16 protein-coding genes and 1 tRNA gene are annotated in these 22,395 nt (G+C 61.9%); 11 read left to right on the top strand and 6 right to left on the bottom strand.

Annotated features, from left to right (window positions below; all coding sequences use genetic code 11):
* Positions 1-88: 88 nt before the first annotated feature.
* The 3 genes from HF955_RS18290 to HF955_RS18280 all read left to right on the top strand — a co-directional run bounded on the left by HF955_RS18290 (position 89) and on the right by HF955_RS18280 (position 3,542).
* Positions 89-1,843: a class I adenylate-forming enzyme family protein gene (locus tag HF955_RS18290; protein WP_291077005.1), complete on the top strand. Its 1,755-nt coding sequence runs from the start codon at positions 89-91 to the stop codon at positions 1,841-1,843.
* A complete protein-coding gene (locus HF955_RS18285; RefSeq protein WP_291077004.1) occupies positions 1,843-2,853 on the top strand; it encodes an aldo/keto reductase in 1,011 nt (336 codons plus the stop codon). Before HF955_RS18290 ends, HF955_RS18285 begins: the two co-directional genes overlap by 1 nt.
* 74 nt (positions 2,854-2,927) lie before the next feature.
* Entirely contained in the window at positions 2,928-3,542 is a 615-nt protein-coding gene (locus tag HF955_RS18280) for a DUF938 domain-containing protein (RefSeq protein WP_367279808.1), read from the top strand.
* Here the strand turns inward: HF955_RS18280 and metG are convergent.
* Complete coding sequence (metG, locus tag HF955_RS18275) at positions 3,533-5,263, bottom strand: methionine--tRNA ligase (protein ID WP_291077002.1); 1,731 nt, start codon at positions 5,261-5,263, stop codon at positions 3,533-3,535. The genes HF955_RS18280 and metG overlap by 10 nt on opposite strands.
* Before the next feature lie 224 nt (positions 5,264-5,487).
* Positions 5,488-5,961 (bottom strand): hypothetical protein, encoded by a 474-nt coding sequence (locus HF955_RS18270; RefSeq protein ID WP_291077001.1) that lies wholly within the window; start codon positions 5,959-5,961, stop codon positions 5,488-5,490.
* A 244-nt stretch (positions 5,962-6,205) separates the two neighbouring features.
* Here HF955_RS18270 and HF955_RS18265 point away from each other — a divergent pair.
* A tRNA-Thr gene (locus tag HF955_RS18265) sits at positions 6,206-6,281 on the top strand.
* 173 nt (positions 6,282-6,454) lie between these two features.
* Positions 6,455-7,390, top strand: coding sequence for a LysR family transcriptional regulator (locus HF955_RS18260; protein WP_291077000.1), 936 nt, complete (start codon positions 6,455-6,457; stop codon positions 7,388-7,390).
* Here the strand turns inward: HF955_RS18260 and HF955_RS18255 are convergent.
* From HF955_RS18255 to HF955_RS18245, 3 genes are all read right to left on the bottom strand, one after another.
* Positions 7,387-7,755: a helix-turn-helix transcriptional regulator gene (locus HF955_RS18255; RefSeq protein WP_291076999.1), complete on the bottom strand. Its 369-nt coding sequence runs from the start codon at positions 7,753-7,755 to the stop codon at positions 7,387-7,389. The two genes, HF955_RS18260 and HF955_RS18255, sit on opposite strands and share 4 nt — an antisense overlap.
* Before the next feature lie 245 nt (positions 7,756-8,000).
* Positions 8,001-12,086: a translocation/assembly module TamB domain-containing protein gene (locus HF955_RS18250; protein WP_291076998.1), complete on the bottom strand. Its 4,086-nt coding sequence runs from the start codon at positions 12,084-12,086 to the stop codon at positions 8,001-8,003.
* Positions 12,087-12,112: 26 nt separating this feature from the next.
* On the bottom strand, positions 12,113-13,948 hold the full coding sequence (locus HF955_RS18245; RefSeq protein WP_291076997.1) for an autotransporter assembly complex family protein: 1,836 nt from the start codon (positions 13,946-13,948) through the stop codon (positions 12,113-12,115).
* A gap of 221 nt (positions 13,949-14,169) precedes the next feature.
* Between HF955_RS18245 and HF955_RS18240 the strand changes: the two genes are divergently transcribed.
* Together HF955_RS18240 and queF are read left to right on the top strand one after the other, a co-directional pair.
* On the top strand, positions 14,170-15,192 hold the full coding sequence (locus tag HF955_RS18240; protein WP_291076996.1) for a calcium/sodium antiporter: 1,023 nt from the start codon (positions 14,170-14,172) through the stop codon (positions 15,190-15,192).
* Position 15,193: 1 nt separating this feature from the next.
* Positions 15,194-15,661 (top strand): preQ(1) synthase, encoded by a 468-nt coding sequence (gene queF, locus HF955_RS18235; RefSeq protein WP_291076995.1) that lies wholly within the window; start codon positions 15,194-15,196, stop codon positions 15,659-15,661.
* Here queF and HF955_RS18230 read toward each other — a convergent pair.
* Positions 15,658-16,287, bottom strand: coding sequence for a nitroreductase (locus HF955_RS18230; protein ID WP_291076994.1), 630 nt, complete (start codon positions 16,285-16,287; stop codon positions 15,658-15,660). The two genes, queF and HF955_RS18230, sit on opposite strands and share 4 nt — an antisense overlap.
* Positions 16,288-16,422: 135 nt before the next feature.
* On the opposite strand from HF955_RS18230, the gene HF955_RS18225 reads away from it, so the two are divergent.
* From HF955_RS18225 to cysE, 4 genes are all read left to right on the top strand, one after another.
* Positions 16,423-17,133: a TetR/AcrR family transcriptional regulator gene (locus tag HF955_RS18225; protein WP_291076993.1), complete on the top strand. Its 711-nt coding sequence runs from the start codon at positions 16,423-16,425 to the stop codon at positions 17,131-17,133.
* Positions 17,130-18,314, top strand: a complete 1,185-nt coding sequence (locus HF955_RS18220; RefSeq protein ID WP_291076992.1) for an efflux RND transporter periplasmic adaptor subunit — start codon at positions 17,130-17,132, stop codon at positions 18,312-18,314. The genes HF955_RS18225 and HF955_RS18220 overlap by 4 nt, the downstream gene beginning before the upstream one ends.
* Before the next feature lie 5 nt (positions 18,315-18,319).
* Positions 18,320-21,439 (top strand): efflux RND transporter permease subunit, encoded by a 3,120-nt coding sequence (locus HF955_RS18215; protein ID WP_291076991.1) that lies wholly within the window; start codon positions 18,320-18,322, stop codon positions 21,437-21,439.
* A 70-nt stretch (positions 21,440-21,509) separates the two neighbouring features.
* Positions 21,510-22,322 (top strand): serine O-acetyltransferase, encoded by an 813-nt coding sequence (gene cysE, locus HF955_RS18210; RefSeq protein ID WP_027836523.1) that lies wholly within the window; start codon positions 21,510-21,512, stop codon positions 22,320-22,322.
* Positions 22,323-22,395: the final 73 nt, after the last annotated feature.

Raw genomic sequence — 22,395 nt, 5'->3', positions numbered from 1 at the left:
AAAAATTGTCGGCTGAACGGACAGTTTTTCCTTCAACAGTCGGGTCCGGCGTGATTGTGTGGAGGAAACACACATTCAGAGGAAACCCATGCCCGCAGACACCTTGCCGAACTGGCCCGCCATGTCCATCGCCCAGGCGAACGACCTCCTGGCCGGACCAGGCTCTCCGCTTGAACTGGTTGATGGCGTCGTCGATGGCGTCGAGATGAAGCTCTACAAGAACGCGCCGCCTTCCGTGCCGCTGATCCTGCAACTGGCGAGCGTCCAGTACGCCGACCGTGACTATATCGTCTATGAGGATGAGCGCGTCACGTTCAGCGCACTGGCCAAGGCGGTGGTGAAACTGGCCGGGGTCATGCAGGAAACCTATGGCATCCAGAAGGGCGACCGTGTCGCGATCATCATGCGGAACTATCCGCAATGGCCCGTGGCGTTTTTCGCTGCATCCATGATCGGCGCCATCGCAACGCCGATGAATTCCTGGTGGACCGGCGAGGAGCTGGAATACGGCCTCTCCTTTGCCGGCGTGAAGCTGGCGGTTGTGGACCCGCAGATCTATGAGCGCATCCGGGCGGCATGGGAAAACCTGCCGGACCTGAAAAATGTGATCATCGCGCGCGACCCTGAAGGCGAATATGGCGATCCGCGTGTGGCCCAGATGGAAACCCATATTGGCGGAGCGAATGACTGGGCAGGCCTGCCCGACGTGTCCTGGCCGGCGATCAATGTCGGGCCCGATGACGACGCCACGATCATGTACACGTCCGGGACGACCGGAAAGCCGAAAGGGGCGCTCGCCACCCATCGGGCGGTGGTGTCCAACATGTTCAATTCGATGACGTGTCAGGCCCGCATGTTCCTGCGCAAGGGAGAGCCGGTGCCGGAGCCCGATCCGAACGAGCAGCGTGCGACGCTTCTGGCCATTCCATTCTTCCATGCGACCGGCGCGTTCGCGATCATGATCCCGTCCCTGATGCGCGGTGACAAGATTGTGTCCATGTACAAATGGGACGCCGGCAAGGCCCTGCCGATCATCGAGCAGGAAAAGGTCACGGCGGTCGGAGGAGTGCCGGCAATCGCCTGGCAGCTTCTCGAACATCCGGACCGGGACAAGTATGACCTGTCCTCGATTGCCGCCATTTCCTATGGGGGCGCGCCATCCGCACCGGAACTCGTCTCCACGATCAAGAAGCGCTTCCCGGATGCGGCGCCCGGCAATGGCTGGGGCATGACGGAGACCTGCGCCACGGCCACGCTGAATATCGGCGAAGACTATGTGAACCGGCCCGGCAGCGCCGGGGCGCCGCCCAAGGCGGTCGAACTGAAAATCTGCGATTCGGATGGCAATGAGCTGCCCCAGGGCGAGGTCGGCGAACTCTGGTGCAAGGGTGCAATGAACTGCAAGCTGTACTGGAACCGTCCGGACGCCACGGCGGAAACCTTCCGGGATGGCTGGGTCGTGACCGGAGATCTTGCGCGTCTGGACGAAGAGGGCTTCCTGTATCTGGTTGACCGGGCAAAGGACATGCTGATCCGCGGTGGGGAGAATGTCTACTGTATCGAGGTTGAAAACGCCCTGTACGAACATTCCGCCGTTATGGACGCAGCCGTCGTCGGCATCCCGCACAAGGTGCTGGGCGAGGAAGTTGGCGCGGTGGTGCAACTGAAGCCGGGTACGTCGGTGACCGAGGATGAGTTGCGCGCTCACGCCGCTGGTCATCTGGCCGCGTTCAAGGTGCCGGTGAAGATCATTTTCATGGAGGAGCCGCTGCCGCGCAATGCAAACGGCAAGATCCTGAAGCCGGTCCTGCGCGAGCTGTTCCAGAAACCGGAGCCGGCCTGATGGCGCCGGTACGGCAGGTTGGCGGCCGGGATGTCTTTCCGGTCGGCCTGGGCTGCATGAACATCACGCACGCCTATGGTCCGCCCATGGACGAGGGCGCGGCCAAGGCATTGCTCGTGCGTGCGCTCGATCTCGGCTATGATTTTCTGGACACGGCGACACTGTACGGTTTTGGCCGCAGCGAAGAACTGATCGGCGAAGCGCTTAGGGACCGCCGCAGCGAATACCTGCTCGCCAGCAAATGCGTGCTTGGCTTCAAGGACGGCCAGCGCACGCTGGATGCCCGCCCGGAATCCATCAAGGCGGCCTGCGAAGCCAGTCTCAAACGTCTCCAGACCGATGTGATCGATCTCTATTACATGCACCGGCCCGACCCGAACGTGCCCATCGAGGATTCTGTCGGTGCGCTTGCCGATCTCGTGCAGGAAGGAAAGATCCGCATGATCGGTCTGTCGGAAATGGGGGAGGCGGATCTGCGCCGGGCCCATGCCGTCCACCCCATCGCTGCCATGCAGAGCGAATACTCCCTATGGGTGCGCAATCCGGAAATCGCCATTCTGCAGGCATGCCAGGAACTGGGCGTGGCACTGGTGGCCTTTTCGCCGGTTGGGCGGGGCTTTCTGGCAGACCCTCCAGTCGATCCGGCCAAGTTCCACGCATCGGATTTGCGCGGCTCGATCTTTCCACGCTTCTCCCCGAAAAATTATGCAGGGAATTTGCCATTGCTGGACGTTGCGCGCGAATGTGCCGGAGATGTGGGGTGCAGCGTCGCTCAACTCGCGCTCGCCTGGACGTTGGCAAAGGGCGACCACGTGGTTCCAATACCGGGCACGACGAACTTGCAGCATCTCGAGGAGAACTGGCGGGCAGGGCAAATTGAACTTTCAGGCGACATCGTCGCAAGGCTTGATGCGCACTTCCTGCCGGAGAAGGCCGTTGGCCCGCGCTACAATACGATGGGCCAGTCAGTGGTGACCACGGAAATGTATCCGTTCGAGCAGACGCAATGAACGGCGATCCGGATCAGGCCTACCCGAAATCTGAAAATGGCAAGCCGGTCGCCCTCGAGGCGCGCGGCGCGGAAATGGATGGCCGCCGCTTCTCGCCGTCCGTCGCCCGCAACCGTGACCCGATCCTGAAAGTATTCCGGGAGCATGTGTGTACGGATGGTCATGTCCTGGAGGTGGCATCCGGCACCGGCGAGCACGGCGCCTATCTGACGGAAGCGCTGACGGACCTCCACTGGACCTATTCCGACATCGACCCGGAAAGCCGGACCAGTCAGGCTGCGTGGCGGAAAAGCGCGGCGCATGACCGTCTTTCGGGCCCCCTGATCCTGGATGCCAGCAAAAGCGATTGGGGCGAAGCCGAGCGACCGGGGCACTGGGATGCGATCGTGTCGGTCAACATGATCCACATTGCGCCTTTCGAAGCCGCGCTCGGCCTCATCGCAGGCGCGGGCCGCCTGTTGAAGCCCGGTGGCCGCCTGTTCCTGTACGGACCCTTTGCGCGCGATGGTGACATCGCGCCGTCAAACGCGGCGTTCAGTGAAAATCTTCAGGCGCGTGATCCCGCCTGGGGCGTCCGGGATCTGGATCGCCAGATTGTTCCAATGGCAGAAGAAGTGGGGCTGTCAGTGGCGGGCATTCTGGAGATGCCCGCCAACAATTTCAGCGTGGTGTTCCGGCGTCAGGCCTGATCACCACCACCGAAGCGTTCGGTCCACTCCGCGACCTGGGTATCCTCGATTTTCTGGAACAGGACGTCCGGCGGCGAAATCTCCATTCCGTGGGGTAGGCTGTCGAGCAGTCCGGCAATGTCGCGGAACCCGAAAGTGCGATGCTCTTCCGGAATGCCGAGAGCGTCCAGAATCTTCTTTCCGGCCTCGGGAATGATCGGCAGAGCGAGAATGCCAAACAGCGCAGCGAGGTTTAGGCCGGTGCGCACGCCGACCGCGGCGGCATCGACATCCGATTTGTACTTCACCCAGGGTTCGGCCTTGGTCAGGTATTCATTGCCTGCGGCCCAGATGGCGCGGGTCTCGGCGGCGGCCTTGCGGAATTCCATCGCTTCATAATGCTCGATCAGGCGCGGCAGCCGGTCTTTCAGTTCGGCGACCATCCAGGCTTCTGCCTCACCGGCCTGTCCGGCTTCCGGCACCTTGCCGTCGAACTTGGACACGGTGTATTTGGTGATCCGGTTGACGAAATTGCCGAGCACGTTTGCGAGGTCGGAATTGATGGCAGCCTGGAAGCCTTCCCAGGTGAAAGCAGCGTCGGAGCCTTCAGGCGCATTGGCGATCAGGTACCAGCGCCAATAATCGGCCGGCAGCAGGTCCAGTGCCTGATCCATGAACACGCCGCGCTTGTTCGAGGTCGAGAACTTTCCGCCATACCATGTGACCCAGTTAAAGGCCTTTAGCTTGTCGACCGTCTTCCACGGCTCGCCGGAGCCCAGCAGCGTGACCGGGAAACTGACCGTATGGAAGGCGACATTGTCCTTGCCCATGAACTGGACATATTCGGTCTCGTCTGCGCCCTTGTCGGTGCGCCACAGGGCTTCCCAGTCATTGCCCGTGGCTTCGGCCCATTCCTGGGTTGCCGCGATATATTCAATCGGCGCATCGAACCAGACATAGAAGACTTTGTCTTCGAATCCTTCGCGGGGGGCGCCGTCTTTTCCGACGACCGGGACACCCCAGCTGAGGTCCCGCGTGATGGCCCGGGCGATCAGGCCCTCATCCAGCCATTTGTTGGCGATGGAGACGGCGAGGCTGGGCCATTTGGCGCCCTTGCTGTTGACCCAGTCGCGGATCCTGTCCTGCATCCGGCCCTGAAGCAGGTAGAGGTGATTGGTGTCGCGGATTTCGATATTGCGGCTGCCGGAGACCGAGGAATACGGGTCGATCAGGTCGACCGGGTCGAGCAGGCGTCCGCAATTGTCACACTGATCGCCGCGCGCTTTTTCGAACCCGCAGGTCGGGCACGTCCCTTCGACATACCGGTCCGGCAGGAAACGGCCGTCATCAATCGAATAGACCTGTTTGGAGGTACGCTCCTCGATCAGCCCGTTCTGTTCCAGAACTTGTGCAAAATGCTGTGTCAGCACGCTGTTTGCCGGGCGTGAGGAGCGGCCGAACCAGTCATAGGACAGGTGAAAGCCTTCGCCCGCCTTGCGCTGGATTTCGTATTGCTCGTCGCAATAGGCCTGTACGCTCATTCCTGCCGCCTGGGCGGCCAGTTCGGCCGGCGTACCGTGCTCGTCAGTGGCGCAGATATAGGTCACGTCATGGCCCATCAGCCGCATCACCCGGGCATACACATCGGCTGGCAACATCGAGCCGGCCAGATTGCCGAGATGCTTGATGCCGTTGATGTAGGGCAGGGCGGAGGTGACGAGGATGCGCCGGGTTTGCGTCATGGAGATGCGGTCTTTCCCAAATAGCGTTACAGGCAGAGCCGGGCCGGGTGCCCGACAGCCCAGCACGTTTTAGCGGCGCGCGCAGGAAAGGAAAGAATGCCCGGCTGTGAAATGTCAGGCATTTCCGGGGAAAAGAACGCCCCGAACGGGCTGCAATCCATTCGGGGCGAGGCAGCTCCGGGATGCGGTGACGTGTCCGGAGCCTGTGGGAGGAAGCTTGATGGCTACAGTCCGTAGCTGGTCGACGCCTTGACGGTCAGGTCCACACGGCGCGCCATGGGGACGGTGAGGTCCTCCGACGGATTCGCCAGATGGGCCGGTACAAAATCGGTGTGGATGTCACGGGCACGGATGCCGCGGGCGTTCAGCGCTTCGAGCACCACGGCAGCGCGCGCTTCGGACAAATTGGCCGCTTCGGAATTATCGGCCGCATCGGCGGAGACAACCCGCGCCTGGATATCGGTCACGGCGCATCCGGCCAACTCGTCCCCGGCGGTATTGAGCGACCGGACAGCATAGGAAGAGAGGATCGATTCGTATTTCGAGAAATAGACGGTGATCTGCCTGTCCTGGCATGTCTTTTCGTACGGCACATGCACCGGCTCGGAGGGGGGCGCCTTGGGCGCATCCGACATGGCGGGAAATGCCAGGGCGATGGCGGCGATGCTGAATCCGGCGAGGAGTTGCGCGCGTTTCATGTGCAGTCTTCCTTCAGGCTTGTTGTGTCGGCTGACACCCATCCACGCCACATCTGTCGTGTGGCCTCATGACAAACTGGATAGACGTTCAATGGGGCGGAAATGTGCGGCTGGCAGGGCGATTGGGGCAAACTGGCGGTTTTAGGAAGGATTCTGCGCGCTGCTGCAGGAAGCGTGATAACGGACTGGCGCTTTCACTTGCGCCGGCTGCACGATCGAAGTAGTGACAGCGGTTCCAGCGGTGGCCGGCTTAGCTCAGCTGGTAGAGCATCTGATTTGTAATCAGAGGGTCGGGGGTTCGAGTCCCTCAGCCGGCACCATCAGACAGTCATCAGCTGCAAAATCCTGCATCAGCTGGTGTCGTGTCATTGTAAAACCCCGCCTGTCAGGTAGTATTTTCTTGTAAACACCGTATTCGCCTGTGGCGAAGCAAGTTCTTTGCGTGAATGCTGGGCTCATTCCTCGAAGTTACTTGCCCTAAGCTGGATGCAACATGACGAACCTTCGCATCGATTGGGACAAGCTGCGTGTCTTCAAGGCCGTGGCCGAGATCGGCAGCATGACGTCTGCGGCGGCCAGACTGAAGGAATCGCCTCCGACGGTGAGCCGCAAGATCGATGAACTCGAGGAATTCCTGAACAGCAAATTGTTCACGCGATCGACGCGCGGGGTGGAACTGACAGAAACCGGCAAGGTGGTGTTGCGCTATGCCCAGTTGATGGAAGACGCCGCCAATGAAGTGCTCAGCCAGGCCATCGGGAAAAGCAGCGGCCTGGAAGGGCGGATCCGGATTGGCACGGGCGATGGTGTCGGCCCTTACTGGATTGCGCCGCGCCTGAAGGAGTTCCAGGAAGCTCATCCCAGCGCACAGATACGTATGCATATCGATGAGCACGAACCGGACCTGTTGAACGACGAGGCGGACATATCCATCCAGTTTTCCGAACCGCGCGATCCGGAAATCATCAGCCACAAGCTGGGAACGCTGCATTATATCGGCTTTGCCTCGCAGGAGTATCTCAACTCACGCGACAGTCAGCCGTCCAGCCTGTTCGAATACCATCATCACCGCTGCATCCTGCACGAATCATACGTCCAGCAGGTCGAGCGTTGGGCGCCAAAGGCCGAAGAATTGAAGAAGATGATCGATTTTGCCTTCGTCACCAATTCGGCCAGCGCCATGATCGAGCTTTGTCGGCAGGGCGGGGGAATCGCCTTGTTGCCGACCTATCAGCAGGACGTCTTTCCGGACCTTGTTGCGCTCGACATGTCGGAAGTCGCGCCGATCCAGTTCTGGATGGCGTATACCGAGCAAACGCGGCGGTCATTACGGATGACTTCATTCATCCCAAACAGGTCGCAAAACTGCGGCGGCAAACGGGCGGCAGCGCCGCCCGGCTCACGGCATTCTGAAGGACCGGGAGCCTAGTCTGCCGACATTGCCCGAAGGACACGCGCCATCATGCTGAGGCGTTCCTTCGACGGCGTCCGGTCAATCCAGGAATGGCATTCGGCGCGCACCTTGGCAGAAGGGTCTACCTTCTTGCCATCGTTTGCATTTTCGTCCTCAAACAGGCTCGCAATGGAGACGCGCAATACCTCCGCGACATTGGCCAGCATGCCGGCGCTCAGGCGGTTGGTGCCGGTCTCGTACTTCTGAAGTTGCTGGTGGCTGATGCCCAGCTCCGATCCCAGTTCGGCAAGCGTGAGATTACGGTCAAGACGAAGTTTTCGGATCTTCTCGCCAACCATTTGATCGACCGCGGTCGGGGCTCTGGAAGTAGATTGCTTCATGTCTCTGTCGCTCCGTATCTCCATCAGAGGTAAACAATTTTCGCGCAAAGGGTGTTATGGCAAGATCACCAATACCCAAGAAAACGGAATGCAGCGCGGAATCTGTATTACATCCTGATATCCGTTCCGATATTGGACTAATTTTTTCGGCCAAAAAACCCAAAAAAAGCAGCGTCTTGTGTAATTGGCTGATTTAGATCAACTTAACCGGCATCCCACTTTTGGTGGATGCGCCTGAGCGAAATTTAATAATCCTTCTTCCACTCTACGGAGAGCTTTGCCTCGCCATCTGTAGTAGTTTCTGAAGTAACAGAGACTTGAGGTCTTGGTTCCCACTCAACTTCAACGGAGCTTCCTGCAGCTCCTGCGGAGTTCAACTCGAGATATACATCCTCTGCGATGTATTGTCCGACACCTACTTGTGCCGTTCCTTCTTCGGATGTGCCAAAAGACAGCCGGTCGACCCCCAAAGCCGCCTGAATCTGCGAAGTCGGATCGAATCCCGAGCCATTGCCACTGAGTCGCGCAATGGAATTGGCGAGTTGGGCGGCCTCCAGCGCCGACAGGTCAACCGAGGATCGCCCGAACAGGAGTCGCGAAAGAATCTCGTCTTCCGGCAGATCGGGCGAACTGCTCAATTCGATGCTCGGATTGGTGGGCGAGCCAGTCAGGTTCACCTTGGCTTCGAAGCCATTCACCGTGCGGTCGGCTTCGATATCCAGCCGGGCCCGCTGAATCGGGCCGTCAAAGGTGATGGTTCCCGAATCAAACACGAACGGGCGTCCGGCCAGGTCCAGCGTACCGCGCCGCATCGTGGCTGTTCCATTCAGGCGGGGGCTGGCGGCCGTGCCGGACAGTTTCAGGTCTGCTCCCCATTCGCTCTCCAGGCCGCGCCCGTCGACATATACGCGCCGGTCGGCCGTGATCTTGATGTCGAGCGTCAGGGACTGTCTCAAGGCACTTTGAGCGGAGGGTTCATCGCCATTTTCCTTCCAGTGCACATCAATGGCCTGGGCCCGTGAGGAAGGCAGATTGTCCAGGTTGAAGCGTGCCGATTGCACGGTCACCGTTCCGGACACGTCACGTCCGGTCGGCGTTCCGGTGATCGTCACCTCGCCGCCGGCCACCAGGCTGTCACCGTCGCGATCATAGACCAGGAGGTCGGTGAAGTCCGTTCTCAAGTCTGTCGATTCGCCTGACACCTTGCCGGAAACACGCGCTGTGCCGCCTTCCGCGCCTTTCCCCGTCCCGTTCACGGTGAGGACCTGATCTGCGTATCGGGTCGCAAGGTCGAGATCGACAAGGCGGAGACTCGTGGCGCCGAATTCGTAAATACCGTCCGTCACGTCCGCACTGGCGTCCAGACGCGGTTGCCGCAAGGAACCGGACAGGCTGGCCGACGCGTCGATTGTTCCGCCAAGATCGTGCCCGTAGGCCAGCGCCAGTGATCGCAGGTCCGACAGGTCTCCGGCGAGGCGGGCAGTGCCCGAAACCGGCTGGTCCAGATCGAGCCGGGCCATGCGATCCGGTTGGGCCCTCACCGGCAGGACGGCGGTGCCGTCAAGATGCAGGGCGCCATAGTCGCCGTCGCCCGTGACCCGCAGCGCGCCATCGCGCAGCCGCCCGGTGACATCCACGGCCAGGGTCCGTTCCAGCCCCGGCAGAGGGCCCGCCACCACAAGGTCGAACTGGCCGGTCGGGTTCGCGCCAAACAGATCGAATTCGCCTTGGCCGTTGACCATGACCTGCCGGGTCGCCAGTCCGGCCGACGCAAACAATGGCGCGAGATCGACCTCATCCACGCTGAGCCCCAGCCGGGGATTGCGGTCGTCTTCCGATATGTCTGCGCGGATGGTTCCCCCGAACAGCGCGAGATGGGCCTCGATGGCGGGCGTGTCGCCCAGTTGCCAGTTGACCGGCTGGATGGACCGGACCTGTTCCCCGAGCAGCGTCCCGTCGAGTTCGATTTGGCCGCCCGTATACTCAGCCGAGAAGCTGGCCTCGCCCATCAGGCTTAGGTCGGTGGGGCGCGTGTCATGGGACCGTTTCAACTGTACGGTAAAATTGTAGCCTTCCGGCGCATTGCGAACCTGACCGTCCACGGAATCAAACCGCAGGGACGGCGACAGCCATATGTCTGCCACCTGCCCGGAGGCGATGATGGACACATCCGTGTCCGGAGCGCGGTCAACGGCCAGACGTATGTCAAACGCTCCGATACGGCGATCCCCGAAAGCGAAGCGGTCGCCCGCCAGGTCAATATCCAGGTCGAGGCCGGTGTCTCCGCCATAGGAAAGTTCGCCGGACAATTGGGCGGACTCGTAGTCGGACCGGATATCGCGAAGGGCAAAGATCCCCGATTGCCAGGAAGCGCCGGCGGTTATCTGAACCGGCTGGGTGTCCATCAGTCCTGCCACGGCAATTGGCCCGGCCCACCCATCCTCTCGGCGTGACAGGGATACATCCGTCGTCAGGGCATCGATATCTATTCCGCTGCGCTGGAAGTTGCCGTCATCCGAGGTCAGGCGGATCTCGTGCATGCCGTTCGAGCCGGACACATCGAAGCTGCCACCAGACAGATCGATTTCCGTGCCGGACAATGTGACTTCGCGCGCCTGAGTGAACCGGCCGCGGATCGCGACCGGGCCGCTCGGTGTGTACTGTCCGGACGCGGTTGCGGACACAACCTCTCCCTCAAGTGTGGCGGAAAGGATGCGAAAAGCGTCGCCTGATTTCTCCGCGGTCGCTTTCAGACGGGGGGCGCTGCCAAGCAATTCGGCCAGGGTCGTGTTCAGGGTTTCAAGATTCCGGATCGTCAGGTCGGTTACTGCGCCCGGTGCGGAGAAGTTCCCCGCCAGGCGAACACTTCCGGATGCGGAAACAGATGGCGCCGACGCGACAAACCCGGAGACCCCGTCCAGCCGTGCGACCAGATTCAGGGTGCGCGCGCGTGTGTCGACCGTTCCGTTTGCAGCGATGGCCCCGCGGGCAAGGCGCGCGGTTGACGGGGACAGTGTGAGCAGGCCGCTGTCGCGATTGTATCTGGCCGCGATGTCCGCGCGTGGTGTGGATCCCAGAATGCGCCGCGCCGTCGAGTTGGATTTCAGAAGACCGGCGGCGGCGAGCGAGGCCGTCAGGTCTACATCCGAACCGTCAGTCTGGACGGTTACGGGTCCTTCAAGCCGCTCAAAGGGAAGTCCGGAGTCCGCGGCGGCGGCCAGGCTGGCAGTGCCAGCCAGCACGGGACTCCCTATCGGACCGTCCACTGTCCCCTGGAAGGAAATGCGGGCATCGACGTCTGACAACTCCTTGAGGCCGTCGAAGGCGACATCAAGGGAAACGGGGCCGTCAAAGTCTGATGTACGGCGTCGATAAGTGCCGCCGGCGGCGACGGTTCCGGCCTGTCCTGCGGCAGACACGTCAAAGGGAATGTTCCGCTTTCCGATTGTTGCGTCGAGCGTCATGCTGGCTTGAGGGCCAATCAGTTTCGTCAGATTGTCTGGCAGCGGCAATCGACTCCCGTTGACATTCGCACTGGCCCGCAAATCGCTGTCGCTGATCTTGCCGGTAATTTCGCCCACGGTCTCACCGGACAGGCTGACTTCGGCAAAGCCGTCGCCCTCCCGCAATGTGCCACTGGCGCGGGCAATGATTTGCGCGCTTTCTCCTTCGGGAAGCCCGGCCAGAGAAGCCAGCGTGCCGCCGGCTGGGGCCTTAATCTCCGTATCGAGACGGTAGGCGCCGGAAACCGCGCGCTTCAGCGTTGCGTCGATCCGGTCGCCTACGCCCTCAAGAGGCAGGGCGGTAACCGACAGGTCGAACGTCTTTTCCTTGGGCAGGCGGAACCGGCCGTCTATCGTGAACACGGCGCGCGGCCCGGCGACTCCCTCCTGCAACAGCAATTCGTCAATCTTCAACTGGTCGAGCGACACGGCCCAGTCGCCGGAAGAGCCATCAGTCTGCTTGTCGCGTGTTTCCGTGACGGGGCGCCGGCGGATGTCCACCTTTCCGGCGCTGACAAGGTCGAGCTTTACCGTTCGCGACATCAGCCGGGCGGGTGACCAGGCCAGATCAACATCCTCGATGGACAGCCAGACCCCTTCGGCATCTGTCAGGGTGATCCGCGCGGCGCCGAACCGATCAAGTGGGTCGCCTGACAAGCCTTCTATGTCGATCCGTCCGAAGCTTCCCGCCTTGCGTCCGTCGATCTGCGATTCGATGAAGGCGCGTCCGCCGCTGGACCCGATCCAGAGGCGCGCTGCGGCCAGGCAGGCCAGCACGACCATCAGGACCGACAGGCTCACCACCAGCCAGGGGCGACGACGAACCATTCCAAGGAGCGGCGAGAGGACTGACATCAGAATGCCTGCCCGATCGACACATAGATCTGAACCGGATCTTCACCCTCCTGCCGGTCCAGCGGCGTCGCAATGTCGAACCGGATCGGACCGAACCCCGGATAGAAGCGAATGCCGAAGCCAGCAGACATGCGCATCTCGCTGATGGCCTCATCAATCGAGCCAGCGGCGTAACCCGAATCCACGAAGGCGACGTATCCCCAGCGGTCGGAGTGCCGGAACCGGAGTTCCGCGGACGCTGCAAACATCGCATCGCCGCCAATGATGTTGCCGTCGGTATCGGTGGGAGACAGGGATTGATATTCGAAGCCACGGACAGAGCCGCCGCCTCCGGCGTAGAATTTCCGGTCCACCGGCACATCATCATCGCCAAGGAAAGTGCCGGCCTCGGCGCGGACAGCCGCCACAAGCCGGTCGGTAATCTTTCTGTAGGTCGATGCCGATGTCGTAATGCGTGTGAAGGGCGCCTCGCTGTCGCCAACTGAGACGCCCGGCTCTACACCCAGTGCGATACGATTGCCGGCCTGCGGGTCCAGCGGCTGTTTCACCGTGTCGTAGGTCGCGCCCAACGGGAACGAAAAGGTGACCTGTTCGACATATTCATCCTGGCCGGCGGATCGCAATTCATAGTCGGTTGACCGCGTCGCGTCGATTGTTGCGCCTGCGGACAATGTGAAGTGATCATTGAAGGGTTGCGACAGGCTGGCTGTGGCACTGACGCCCTGCAGGTCGTAGGCATCCGTTTCTTCCGCACGAATGCCGGTCTCGGCTGAGAAATCGCGGCCATATCTGCCGATGTTCGGGCGTTCATAGCTCAGTGTCAGTTCGCTGGTCAGGGTGGCGATCTGGGCGTCCACGCCCAGCGTGTCGCCGACACCGGTCAGGTTGCGGCGTTCCCAGCTGGCCGTGGCGCCCGCGCCTTCCGAAGTGGACACGCTGAGACCTGCGCTGATCGACCGGCGTTTGCCTTCCGAGAGCTGCAGCTCAACGGAGTGATACCCGTCAGTTCCCGGATTTTCAGCAATCTTGACCCCGATCCCGTCGAACAGGTCCGTGCTGCGCAGGCGCGTGCGCAGTGTTTCCATTGTGTCCGGCTTGTAGAAGTCTCCGGGTTGCCAGTTGCGCAGGGTGCGGATGGCGCCCGGACGCGTTTTCAAGTCCACCGGAACAATCAGGTCTCCCAGGCGGACGCGCGGTCCGGGGGAGAGCGAATAGGTCAGCTCCAGTGTCGAATCCGCCCGGGATGCCAGCGCATCAATCCCTTCGCTTTCGGCAAAGGCATAGCCGGCCTTGCGCAATGTGGTGACCAGGCGCTTGTCGAGACTTTCGATGTCTTCGGTCACGGCCCAGGTGCCGATGCCCAGCTCATCTGAGACAAGCTCAAGTCGGGTCAGCACCTCCTCCGGCAGGTCGCCGGTGCCAGCAAGAGTGACCGATGCGATGGTGAAACGCTCACCGGGATCAACATCCAGCCGGGGCGTCATGTCCATGTCTTCGACCAGATCAGGCGTGACGACCGCAGCGAAATAGCCTTCGGATGCGAGGTATTCCTGAAGGGTGTCTGCGGCCTGATTGGCTCTCCGGCGAACGTCCAGAAGACTGGTGGGGGCACCCGCCCGGATCGATACGGCATCGCGTGCGCCGTCTTCCAGGGAGTTTGGTACACCGTCGAAGGTTACGGGCATATATGCCGAACCGGAGGTGGCAGACTCGCCAGTTCCGTTTCCGCGCAGATACGCACAAGCTGGCAACAGGCCGAGCGCCACGCAGCACACAGCCATTCTGCCAAGTTGCAGGCGGCGCGTGTCGGTCAGGCGTTCTGCCCGGTTTACCATGTCGACGTCAGTCCCTGAATATTCACGGCGAATTGTGCGCCATTGAGCTGAGTGTACGGTGAACAAGTTTGCTGAAATTTGTCGCTTCCAACCCGATAGCTGTTTTTTTTGCGGCTTTGCGACGCCAACCGTTCCCGCAGAAATACTTGGCAAGGGCCTGATTGCGGCGCGTCGCGCATCCCCCCATATTTGCACTTCAACTTTTTCCCACGGGGATTTTCATGACATATCTGATGGTTCTTGGCGGCCTCGTCCTCCTGTTTGTCGGGGGCGAAGGGCTTGTCCGGGGATCGGTGAGTGTTGCGCGCAAGCTCAATATCTCCGAACTGGTGATTGGTCTGACACTCGTCGGCTTCGGAACTTCGGTGCCGGAACTGGTGACCAGCCTCAATGCCATCAACGCCGATGCCGTTGGTATAGCGGTCGGAAACGTGGTCGGTTCCAATATTGCCAACATCCTGCTGGTACTAGGTGTGGCGGCCGTAATTCATCCGATCATCACCAACCCTCGCGCCCTCATGCGGGACACGCTTCTGATGTTGTTGGCCACGCTGTTGCTTTGCACGATGATCTGGTTCGATCTTTTCTCGCGGCTCGGTGGTGCGCTGCTCGTTACTGCTCTAGCGATCTATATTGTGTTTTCGCTGATGGCAGACCGGGCCAGCCAGGGCGCGGTGGCCGAAATGCATGCTGGGGAAGGGGAGACGGTCGAGGCGAATTACGGCGTTGCGCTGGGCGCGCTGATTGCGTTGGCCGGTCTTGCGGGTGTTGTGCTTGGCGCCAAATTTCTGGTAGATGGCGGCGTCGTCATCGCGCGGGAATTCGGTGTCAGCGAAACCGTGATCGGCCTGTCGATTGTTGCAGTCGGCACCAGCCTGCCGGAACTCGCGACGTCGGCCATCGCCGCTTTCCGGGGCAAGGCAGACGTCGCGCTGGGCAACATCATCGGCTCGAACATCTTCAACATTCTCGGCATTCTGGGGCTGACCGCCCTTGTGCACCCGTTCAGCGTGCGCCGCGAACCGAGTGGCGATGTCACCGCCGATGCAATGGCCTCCGGCATCGGCAACAGCCTGATCAGTGTGGGCGATATTGCGGCGCTGGTCCTGTCGGTCGCGCTGATGGTGGTGTTTGCGATTACGGGCAAGCTGGTGGCGCGCTGGGAGGGAGCGGTTCTCCTTTTCGCCTATGCGCTCTATATGGGGCTCACCTTCAACCTCATTCCCGTACCGGCGATCCTCTAATATGGCTGACAATCCGATTTATCAGGGGCTGGGCCAACTCGGCCAGCAGACCCACCAACCGCAGAGTCCTGAAGAGGCCCGGCTTGAACGTGTGGCCAATCCCCATGCGGACACATTGTACCTGACCCGGTTCGTGGCTCCGGAATTCACATCGCTGTGTCCCGTGACCGGCCAGCCTGATTTTGCCCATCTGGTGATCGACTATGCGCCCGGAGAGTGGCTGGTCGAGTCCAAAAGCCTGAAGCTCTACCTCACCAGCTTCCGGAATCACGGAGCCTTCCATGAGGAATGCACTGTATCCATCGGCAAGAAGATCTTCGACTTCACCGAAGCGAACTGGCTGCGCATCTCCGGATACTGGTATCCGCGCGGCGGGATCCCGATCGATGTGTTCTGGCAGTCGGGTGATGTGCCGGCAGGACTCTATGTGCCCGAGACCGGCGTCGCGTCCTATCGTGGCCGGGGCTAGCGCGACCAGCGTGTGACGATGTCTGACATGCAGGCGCGTCCGCGTTCGGGCGGGGCGACCCTGGATGTGCCGAGATAGATGAAGCCGGCCACGCGCTCCGTGCCCTCCAGGCCGAGTGCGTCGGCAACTTGCGAGTCAAAGGCCGGCCACTCGCTGAGCCATGCGCCCGCCCAGCCGCTGGCATTGGCCGCCAGCAGAAGATTGTAGCAGACGGCACCGGCAGACAGCTCCTGTTCCCAGACAGGTGTTCGCCCGTCATCTTTCGGCGAGGAGATGACGGCGACGACAGTGGGGGCGCGCAGGAACAGGCCGGCGGCTTCCATCAAGTCCCGGGATTCTGCATCTTCAAGCGTTTCGCCGCGAATGCGGGCGAGTTCCTGACCGAAATCCGCGCGGGCCTCGCCCTCGAACACAATGAAACGCCATGGAGTCAGTTTGCGATGATCTGGCACGCGGGCGGCGATTTCCAGCAACTCGTCGAGCGCGTCCGGTGATGGGCCTGGTTCGTTGATGAAGTGCTTTCCAGCAGACCGGCGGCGGGCCAGGAGCTGGCGTGCCTCGGCGCTGGGACGGGTGGCCAGCATGGGCGTACCAATGGCGGGGGCGGGGGGGAATCGCTTTGTCATTGCCGCAACATAGGTGCCGCCGCGATGATCTTGAAGGCGGCCATTAACGAATTGCGTGTTGTGATTTCAGGTGGATGGGAGTACAAGAGTGAACAGTGTTCACTTTCTGAACACTCTGCTTGAGCGCTGGATCAAATGGAAACAGACAACGCCCCCGAGGTAACGCCGGCTGACCGCCGCCGCCTGCGCGTGCGGGAGTCGATCATCTCGGCTGCCGAGCGCGTTTTTGCGCGGGAAGGCGAGACAGGGCTGTCGATCCGGCGTCTGGCCGACGAAATCGATTATTCACCGGCAGCGATCTACAAGTATTTCGGTTCCAAGGAGGAATTGATCGACGAATTGAAGGAGGCGTTCTTCGAACGGCTGCTCGAGAAGGTCGACAACAGTTCCAGCGCTGACCGACCATTTCTGGAGCGCGCGAAAGCGTGTGTCGCGACCTATGTTGAAACGGCCGTGACGCGTCCTTTCCATTATGCTGCGGCCTTTTCCAGCATCCAGCATGACCTTCCCGAGAACGGAGCCGGTATCCTGTCCTGGGAGGGCTTCGTCGCATCCCAGAAAGGGCAGGCATTCGGCGTGCTGATCAGCATGGTCAGAGAGGGACAGGAACTGGGCGTGTTCGATCCCGTACTGGACCCGGTCATGGCGGCAAAGTCCCTCTGGGCGGGGTCCCACGGGCTCGCCCAGCTGCTTATTCACGTGCCGAAATTCCACCAACTCGTCCCGGACGAGAACCCGATTTCGGCAAGCGATTTCATCGAGTTTCATGCAAGCCTCCAGATCCGCAGCCTGTTGAAGCCTGCGGTGACGGACACCAATGGCGACCTTCCAGGACATACTTCATGACAGAGACTGATCCCCACACCGGAGACGTGTCGCGCGACAAGCGGCCGACAGCCCTGAAAGGGTTGTTCTTCATGATCGTTCTGGCGTTGGTCTGCGCCGGTCTCGTCTTTGCTGCGACCCGTCTGCGCAGCGAGGAGGGGCCGAAGATTGCCAAGGCGGCCCCGGCGCCCATGACGGTTCAGGTTGCGCCCGTCGAACTGGTCACAGCCTTCACGCTGAACGAGACCTATTCCGGTCTCGCGGAAGCCAGACGCAGCAGCGCGCTGGGATTCTCCAGTGGCGGGCGGATCGAGACCATTGCGGTAGATGTCGGCGACCGGGTCAAGCGCGGCAGCGTGCTGGCCAGCCTGGATACGCGTGGTCTGCGGGCCCAGCTTGCGTCAGCAGACGCGGTGATCGAGGAAGCTCGCGCGGCGCATTCTCTTGCCCTCAGCACAGTTGAACGGCAGCGGAAGCTGAAAATGCAGGGACATGTGTCCCAGCAGGCGGTCGACGAAGCCGAAGCGCAGGCTGATACCGCTCTGGCTCGAGTGGAAGCCGCGAAGGCGCAGGCCGACATTTTCCGGGTCCAGATTGACCTCTCCCGTATCACAGCCCCCTTCGACGGAGTGGTGACAGCCCGCCTGGCCGACGAGGGCACGATTGCCGGAGCAGGCCAGCCCGTGCTGGACCTTGTGGAAGCCGCGCATCTGGAAGCGCGCATCGGCTTGCCGGCCGGGAGTGCAGCGCGCCTGAGCCCTGGCGAAACCTATCAGCTGCAGGCAGACACCGGTCCGGTGGAAGCCGTTCTACGCAGCGTGACCGGTGTCATCGATCCGGCGCAGCGAACCGTGGCCGCCGTGTTTGAAATCGACAATACCGGCGCTGTGGCCTCTGGCGCCGTCGTGCGCCTGACCATGCAGCGTGACATCGATGAGCCGGGCTTCTGGGTGCCAGTGAAATCATTGTCGACCGCTTCCCGCGGCCTGTGGACGATTTATGTTGCCGAGCCGGCCGGATCCGGCTGGACCGTTGCCACACGGCCCGTGGAAATGGTGCACACCGACGGGGACAGGGCCTTTGTACGCGGCGCAGTCGAGGCCGGAGAAAGAGTCATCACGGACGGCCTGCAGCGGATTGTGCCTGGCTTGCCGGTGGAACCGCGCGACGTTCATCGCGCGGCGGCTGTGAACGGCGGCTGAAGGTCATGTCGACGCTGTTCTTCAAGTTGCCGCGCCTGGCCATTCTCGCCATCCTGGTGGTCCTGATTGGCGGTCTCGGGGCCATGCTGACTCTGGGGCGCCAGGAGGATCCGACCCTGATCGAGCGCTACGGCTTCGTGCTGACGCCGTATCCCGGCGCAGATGCGGAACGCGTCGAGGCGCTGGTCACCGAGCCGGTCGAGGCCGCCTTGATGGAGCTTGCCGAGATCGAGGAAGTCACGTCCACCAGCCGGGCCGGTTTTTCGCAGGTCCGCATCCAGATCCGCGAAGACCTGTCGGAGGGCGAAGTGGACGATACCTGGACGCTGATCCGGGGGCAGGTCGAGGAGGCGCAGGCGCAGTTTCCCGCAGGCGTCGGATCGCCGGAAGTGGAGCGGCTTTATGTGGGCGCGGCGACGCTGGTCGTCGGACTGACCTGGACGGGCGAAGGCGATCCGCCCCTCACCGTCATGCGCCGATTGGTGCTGGATCTCGAGGACAAGTTCCAGCGCCTGCCCGGCACGGAGGAAACCGAAACCTACGGCCTGCCCGAAGAAGAAGTGCGTGTGGTGGTCGACCCGCAGGCGCTATCGGCAGCCGGCCTGTCCTTCCGCGACGCGGCGGGACTGATCGCATCGGCGGACAGCAAGACTCCGGCCGGGCGTCTGCGCGGGCAAGGCGGTACAATCGGCCTGGAAGTCGGCGGTGAATTTGATGGCATATCCCGGGTCCGTCAGGTGCCGCTTCTGCAGCGCGCCGACGGATCGGCCGTGCGCGTTGGCGATGTTGCCCGGGTCGAGAAAGGCTATGCGGACCCGGCGACGAAACAGGCCTATGAGAACAATCTGAGGACGGTGCTGGTGGGTGTGTACATTTCACCCGGGCAGCGTGTGGACAGATGGGCGGAAAGCGCGCGGGCGATCGCGGACGAGTTTGCAGCCTCTGCACCGCCGGGGCTGAAGGTCGAGACCGTGTTCGACCAGAGCCGCTACACCAATGACCGGTTGAACGGCCTTGCGCAAAGCCTGCTGTTCTCGGCCTTCATCGTCGTGCTTGTCCTGTTCGTCACGATGGGGTGGCGCTCGGCCATCGTGGTCGGCATGGCCATCCCGCTGACGATCAGCCTCGTGCTGATCCTGTTCAGCGTGTTCGGTCATCCGCTCCACCAGATGTCGGTGACCGGCCTCGTCATTTCGCTTGGACTTCTTATCGACAATGCGATTGTCGTGGTTGACGAGTTCGACCAGTTGCGGGCCAAGGGGAAGAACCGGTTCGAGGCCATCCGGCAGAGCCTTGGCCATCTGGCTGCGCCGCTGGCGGCGTCCACACTGACCACAGCCCTGGCGTTTGCGCCGATTGCCCTGCTTCCCGGCGGCGCCGGAGAATTTGTGGGCATGATCGGCCTGTCGGTTGTGTTCTCGATTTCGGCTTCCTTCATCGTCTCCATCACCGTGATCCCCGCCATGGCCGGCTGGTTTGACCGCAAGCGCGGCTGGGAAACCGGACAGGCGAAACGCCCGCGCCGCTGGTGGCGGGACGGCGTGATGAACGATTTCATCTCGGATGGCTATCGGGCCTCCATCGAAGCGACGCTGCGATTCCCGCTGCTCGGCATCGCCATCGGCGTGGCGCCGGCAATCTTCGGGTTCTGGCTGGTGGGTCAGTTGCCCTCTCAGTTCTTTCCGCAGACGGAGCGCGACCAGTTTCAGGTGACGTTCCAGCTGTCACCTGAAGCGGACATACATGACACGGTCGATGTGGCGCACCGCGCAACGGACATGATCAGTGCCATCGAGGGGGTGGAGGATGTGACCTGGGTGCTCGGCCAGCCATCTCCGCGTGTCTATTACAATGTCCTCAACAATACCGAAGGCGTTGAAGGGTTCGCCACCGGCTGGATTCAGCTGGATTCGAATGAGCGCACGCACGAGATCGTCGGCGAAGTGCAGCGCATGGTGCGTGAGGAGTTTCCAAGCGCGCGCTTCCTGGCCCTGCCATTCGAACAGGGACCTCCAGCGGATGCGCCGATCGAGTTGCGCATCATGGGCAATGATTTCGATACGCTGGACAGGATCGGCGACGAGATCCGCGGCGTGCTCGGCCAGACGCCGGGGATCACCTACACGGTTGCCTCGCTCGAGCTTGGCGCGCCGACCATGCGCCTGCAGGCCGATGAGGCCGCTTCTGCCATGGCGGGCGAGCGTCTGACGGATATTGCTGCAGATCTGAGCGCGGAGCTGGAAGGCGTCCGGGCCGGCTCCGTTCTGGAGGGCACCGAGGAACTGCCGGTGAAGGTGATTGCCCCCATGTCGCGTCGATCCGGCATGGCGGATCTGCGCTCCGCCACGGTTGGCACCGGTGCCGGCACGCCCATTTCGGCCCTGGGCGATGTCACGCTCGTCCCGGAGACTGCCGTGATCACGCGGCGCAATGGCCAGCGCATGAACCAGATCCTGGCCTATCTCGATCCCTATACCTTGCCGGCGCCTGTGCTGGCGGATTATCAGGCGCGCTTCGCGGACACCGGATTCCACATCCCGGCGGGCTATGACGTCGTGATTGGCGGGGAGGCGGAGAATTCCAGCGACGCCCTCGGCAATCTCGCCGCTGTTGGCGTGCCGCTGGTGATGGTGATGGCAGGGGCGATCATGCTGGTGTTCAATTCCTTCCGCATGATGCTGCTGGTGCTGGCCTCCGGGTTCCTGTCGCTGGGCTATGCCTTTTTCGGCGTGTGGCTGTTCAACCTGCCATTCGGGTTCAATGCGATCATCGGCGGGCTGGGCCTGTTCGGCATTGCGATCAATGGCTCCATTGTCGTTCTGTCATTGTTGAGGGCCAATCCCGGCGCCATGGCGGATGATGTGATCGCCCAGCGCGAAGTTGTGGTGGATGCCACACGGCATATCGTGGCGACCACGTTGACCACGATGGGCGGTTTCGTGCCGATCCTGCTGACCGGGGATTCTTTCTGGATGCCTTTGGCGGCGGGCATTTCCGGCGGGGTCGGCGGCTCGGCACTGCTGGCATTGTACTTCACGCCGGCCATCTTCCGGATCACGACGATGAAACCGGTGCGGAAGGCCCTGCGCCATATGTTCGGCGGCCGCGAAGTGCCAGCAGAGTAAACCGGCAACAGGGGTTGCACTCGGGCCAAAACGGCCCATTTCGATAGATCAGGGACCGGAAGGAAGAGACATGCCAGAGAACCCGGATATCGGCGCCCCGGCGCCCGCCTGGAACCGCCTCAGATTCGAGGCCCGCGCCGCTGCGGCAGATGAGCCGACCCTGGCGAGCTATCTGAATTCGGCCATCCTGGCCCATGCCACACTGTGTCAGGCGCTTTCATTTCATCTCGCGGAGAAGCTGAAAAGTCCGGTGATGAGCACCCAGCAGGTGCGTCAGATCCTGGGCGAGACCTATGACACCCATCGCTCGCTGGTCGATGCGGCGGAAGCCGACATGCAGGCCGTGCTGGAGCGGGATCCGGCCTGCCGTGGCATGTTGCAGCCCTTTCTCTATTTCAAGGGCTTCCTCGCCCTGCAGACCTATCGCGTGGCCAACCTCCTGTGGCGCGAAGGGCGGGAGACACTGGCCTTCCATTTTCAGAGCCGCGCTTCGGAACTGTTCGGAGTGGACATCCATCCGGCCGCCCGCATCGGCACCGGCGTCATGCTCGACCACGCGTCCGGCATCACGATTGGTGAAACGGCGGTCGTGGGCGATGGCTGTTCGCTGCTGCATGGCGTCACGCTGGGCGGCACCGGCAAGGAAGTCGGCGATCGCCATCCGAAGATCGGCAAGGGCGTGCTGCTCTCGGTCGGTGCCAAGGTGCTGGGCAACATCCAGATCGGCGACGAGGCCAAGGTGGCGGCCGGCAGCGTTGTGCTGAAGGATGTACCGGCGAAATGCACGGTGGCCGGTGTTCCGGCGCGCATTGTCAGCGGCCCGTCCTGCTGTCATCCGGCAGAAACCATGGACCAGACGATTCCCGACGACATCGGCAAGTAAAGCCCCGGTTCGCGTGACAGGCGTTTGCCTTGATTACAACTCTCGCCCCGGCTGAATCCCAAGAAGAATTGTC

Source organism: Hyphomonas sp., from assembly GCF_017792385.1.
Taxonomy (GTDB): domain Bacteria; phylum Pseudomonadota; class Alphaproteobacteria; order Caulobacterales; family Hyphomonadaceae; genus Hyphomonas.
The sequence above is the reverse complement of the archived record's forward strand: the minus strand, read 5'-3'. Positions and strand labels throughout refer to the sequence as shown.

Coding starts and splice junctions, on each gene's coding strand:
- HF955_RS18250 (WP_291076998.1), bottom strand. CDS start 12,086: ATGGTTCGTCGTCGCCCCTGGCTGGTGGTGAGCCTGTCGGTCCTGATG.
- HF955_RS18270 (WP_291077001.1), bottom strand. CDS start 5,961: ATGAAACGCGCGCAACTCCTCGCCGGATTCAGCATCGCCGCCATCGCC.
- HF955_RS18280 (WP_367279808.1), top strand. CDS start 2,928: ATGGATGGCCGCCGCTTCTCGCCGTCCGTCGCCCGCAACCGTGACCCG.
- HF955_RS18290 (WP_291077005.1), top strand. CDS start 89: ATGCCCGCAGACACCTTGCCGAACTGGCCCGCCATGTCCATCGCCCAG.
- cysE (WP_027836523.1), top strand. CDS start 21,510: ATGCCAGAGAACCCGGATATCGGCGCCCCGGCGCCCGCCTGGAACCGC.
- HF955_RS18285 (WP_291077004.1), top strand. CDS start 1,843: ATGGCGCCGGTACGGCAGGTTGGCGGCCGGGATGTCTTTCCGGTCGGC.
- HF955_RS18215 (WP_291076991.1), top strand. CDS start 18,320: ATGTCGACGCTGTTCTTCAAGTTGCCGCGCCTGGCCATTCTCGCCATC.
- HF955_RS18230 (WP_291076994.1), bottom strand. CDS start 16,287: ATGACAAAGCGATTCCCCCCCGCCCCCGCCATTGGTACGCCCATGCTG.
- metG (WP_291077002.1), bottom strand. CDS start 5,263: ATGACGCAAACCCGGCGCATCCTCGTCACCTCCGCCCTGCCCTACATC.
- HF955_RS18220 (WP_291076992.1), top strand. CDS start 17,130: ATGACAGAGACTGATCCCCACACCGGAGACGTGTCGCGCGACAAGCGG.
- HF955_RS18225 (WP_291076993.1), top strand. CDS start 16,423: ATGGAAACAGACAACGCCCCCGAGGTAACGCCGGCTGACCGCCGCCGC.
- queF (WP_291076995.1), top strand. CDS start 15,194: ATGGCTGACAATCCGATTTATCAGGGGCTGGGCCAACTCGGCCAGCAG.
- HF955_RS18245 (WP_291076997.1), bottom strand. CDS start 13,948: ATGGTAAACCGGGCAGAACGCCTGACCGACACGCGCCGCCTGCAACTT.
- HF955_RS18240 (WP_291076996.1), top strand. CDS start 14,170: ATGACATATCTGATGGTTCTTGGCGGCCTCGTCCTCCTGTTTGTCGGG.
- HF955_RS18260 (WP_291077000.1), top strand. CDS start 6,455: ATGACGAACCTTCGCATCGATTGGGACAAGCTGCGTGTCTTCAAGGCC.
- HF955_RS18255 (WP_291076999.1), bottom strand. CDS start 7,755: ATGAAGCAATCTACTTCCAGAGCCCCGACCGCGGTCGATCAAATGGTT.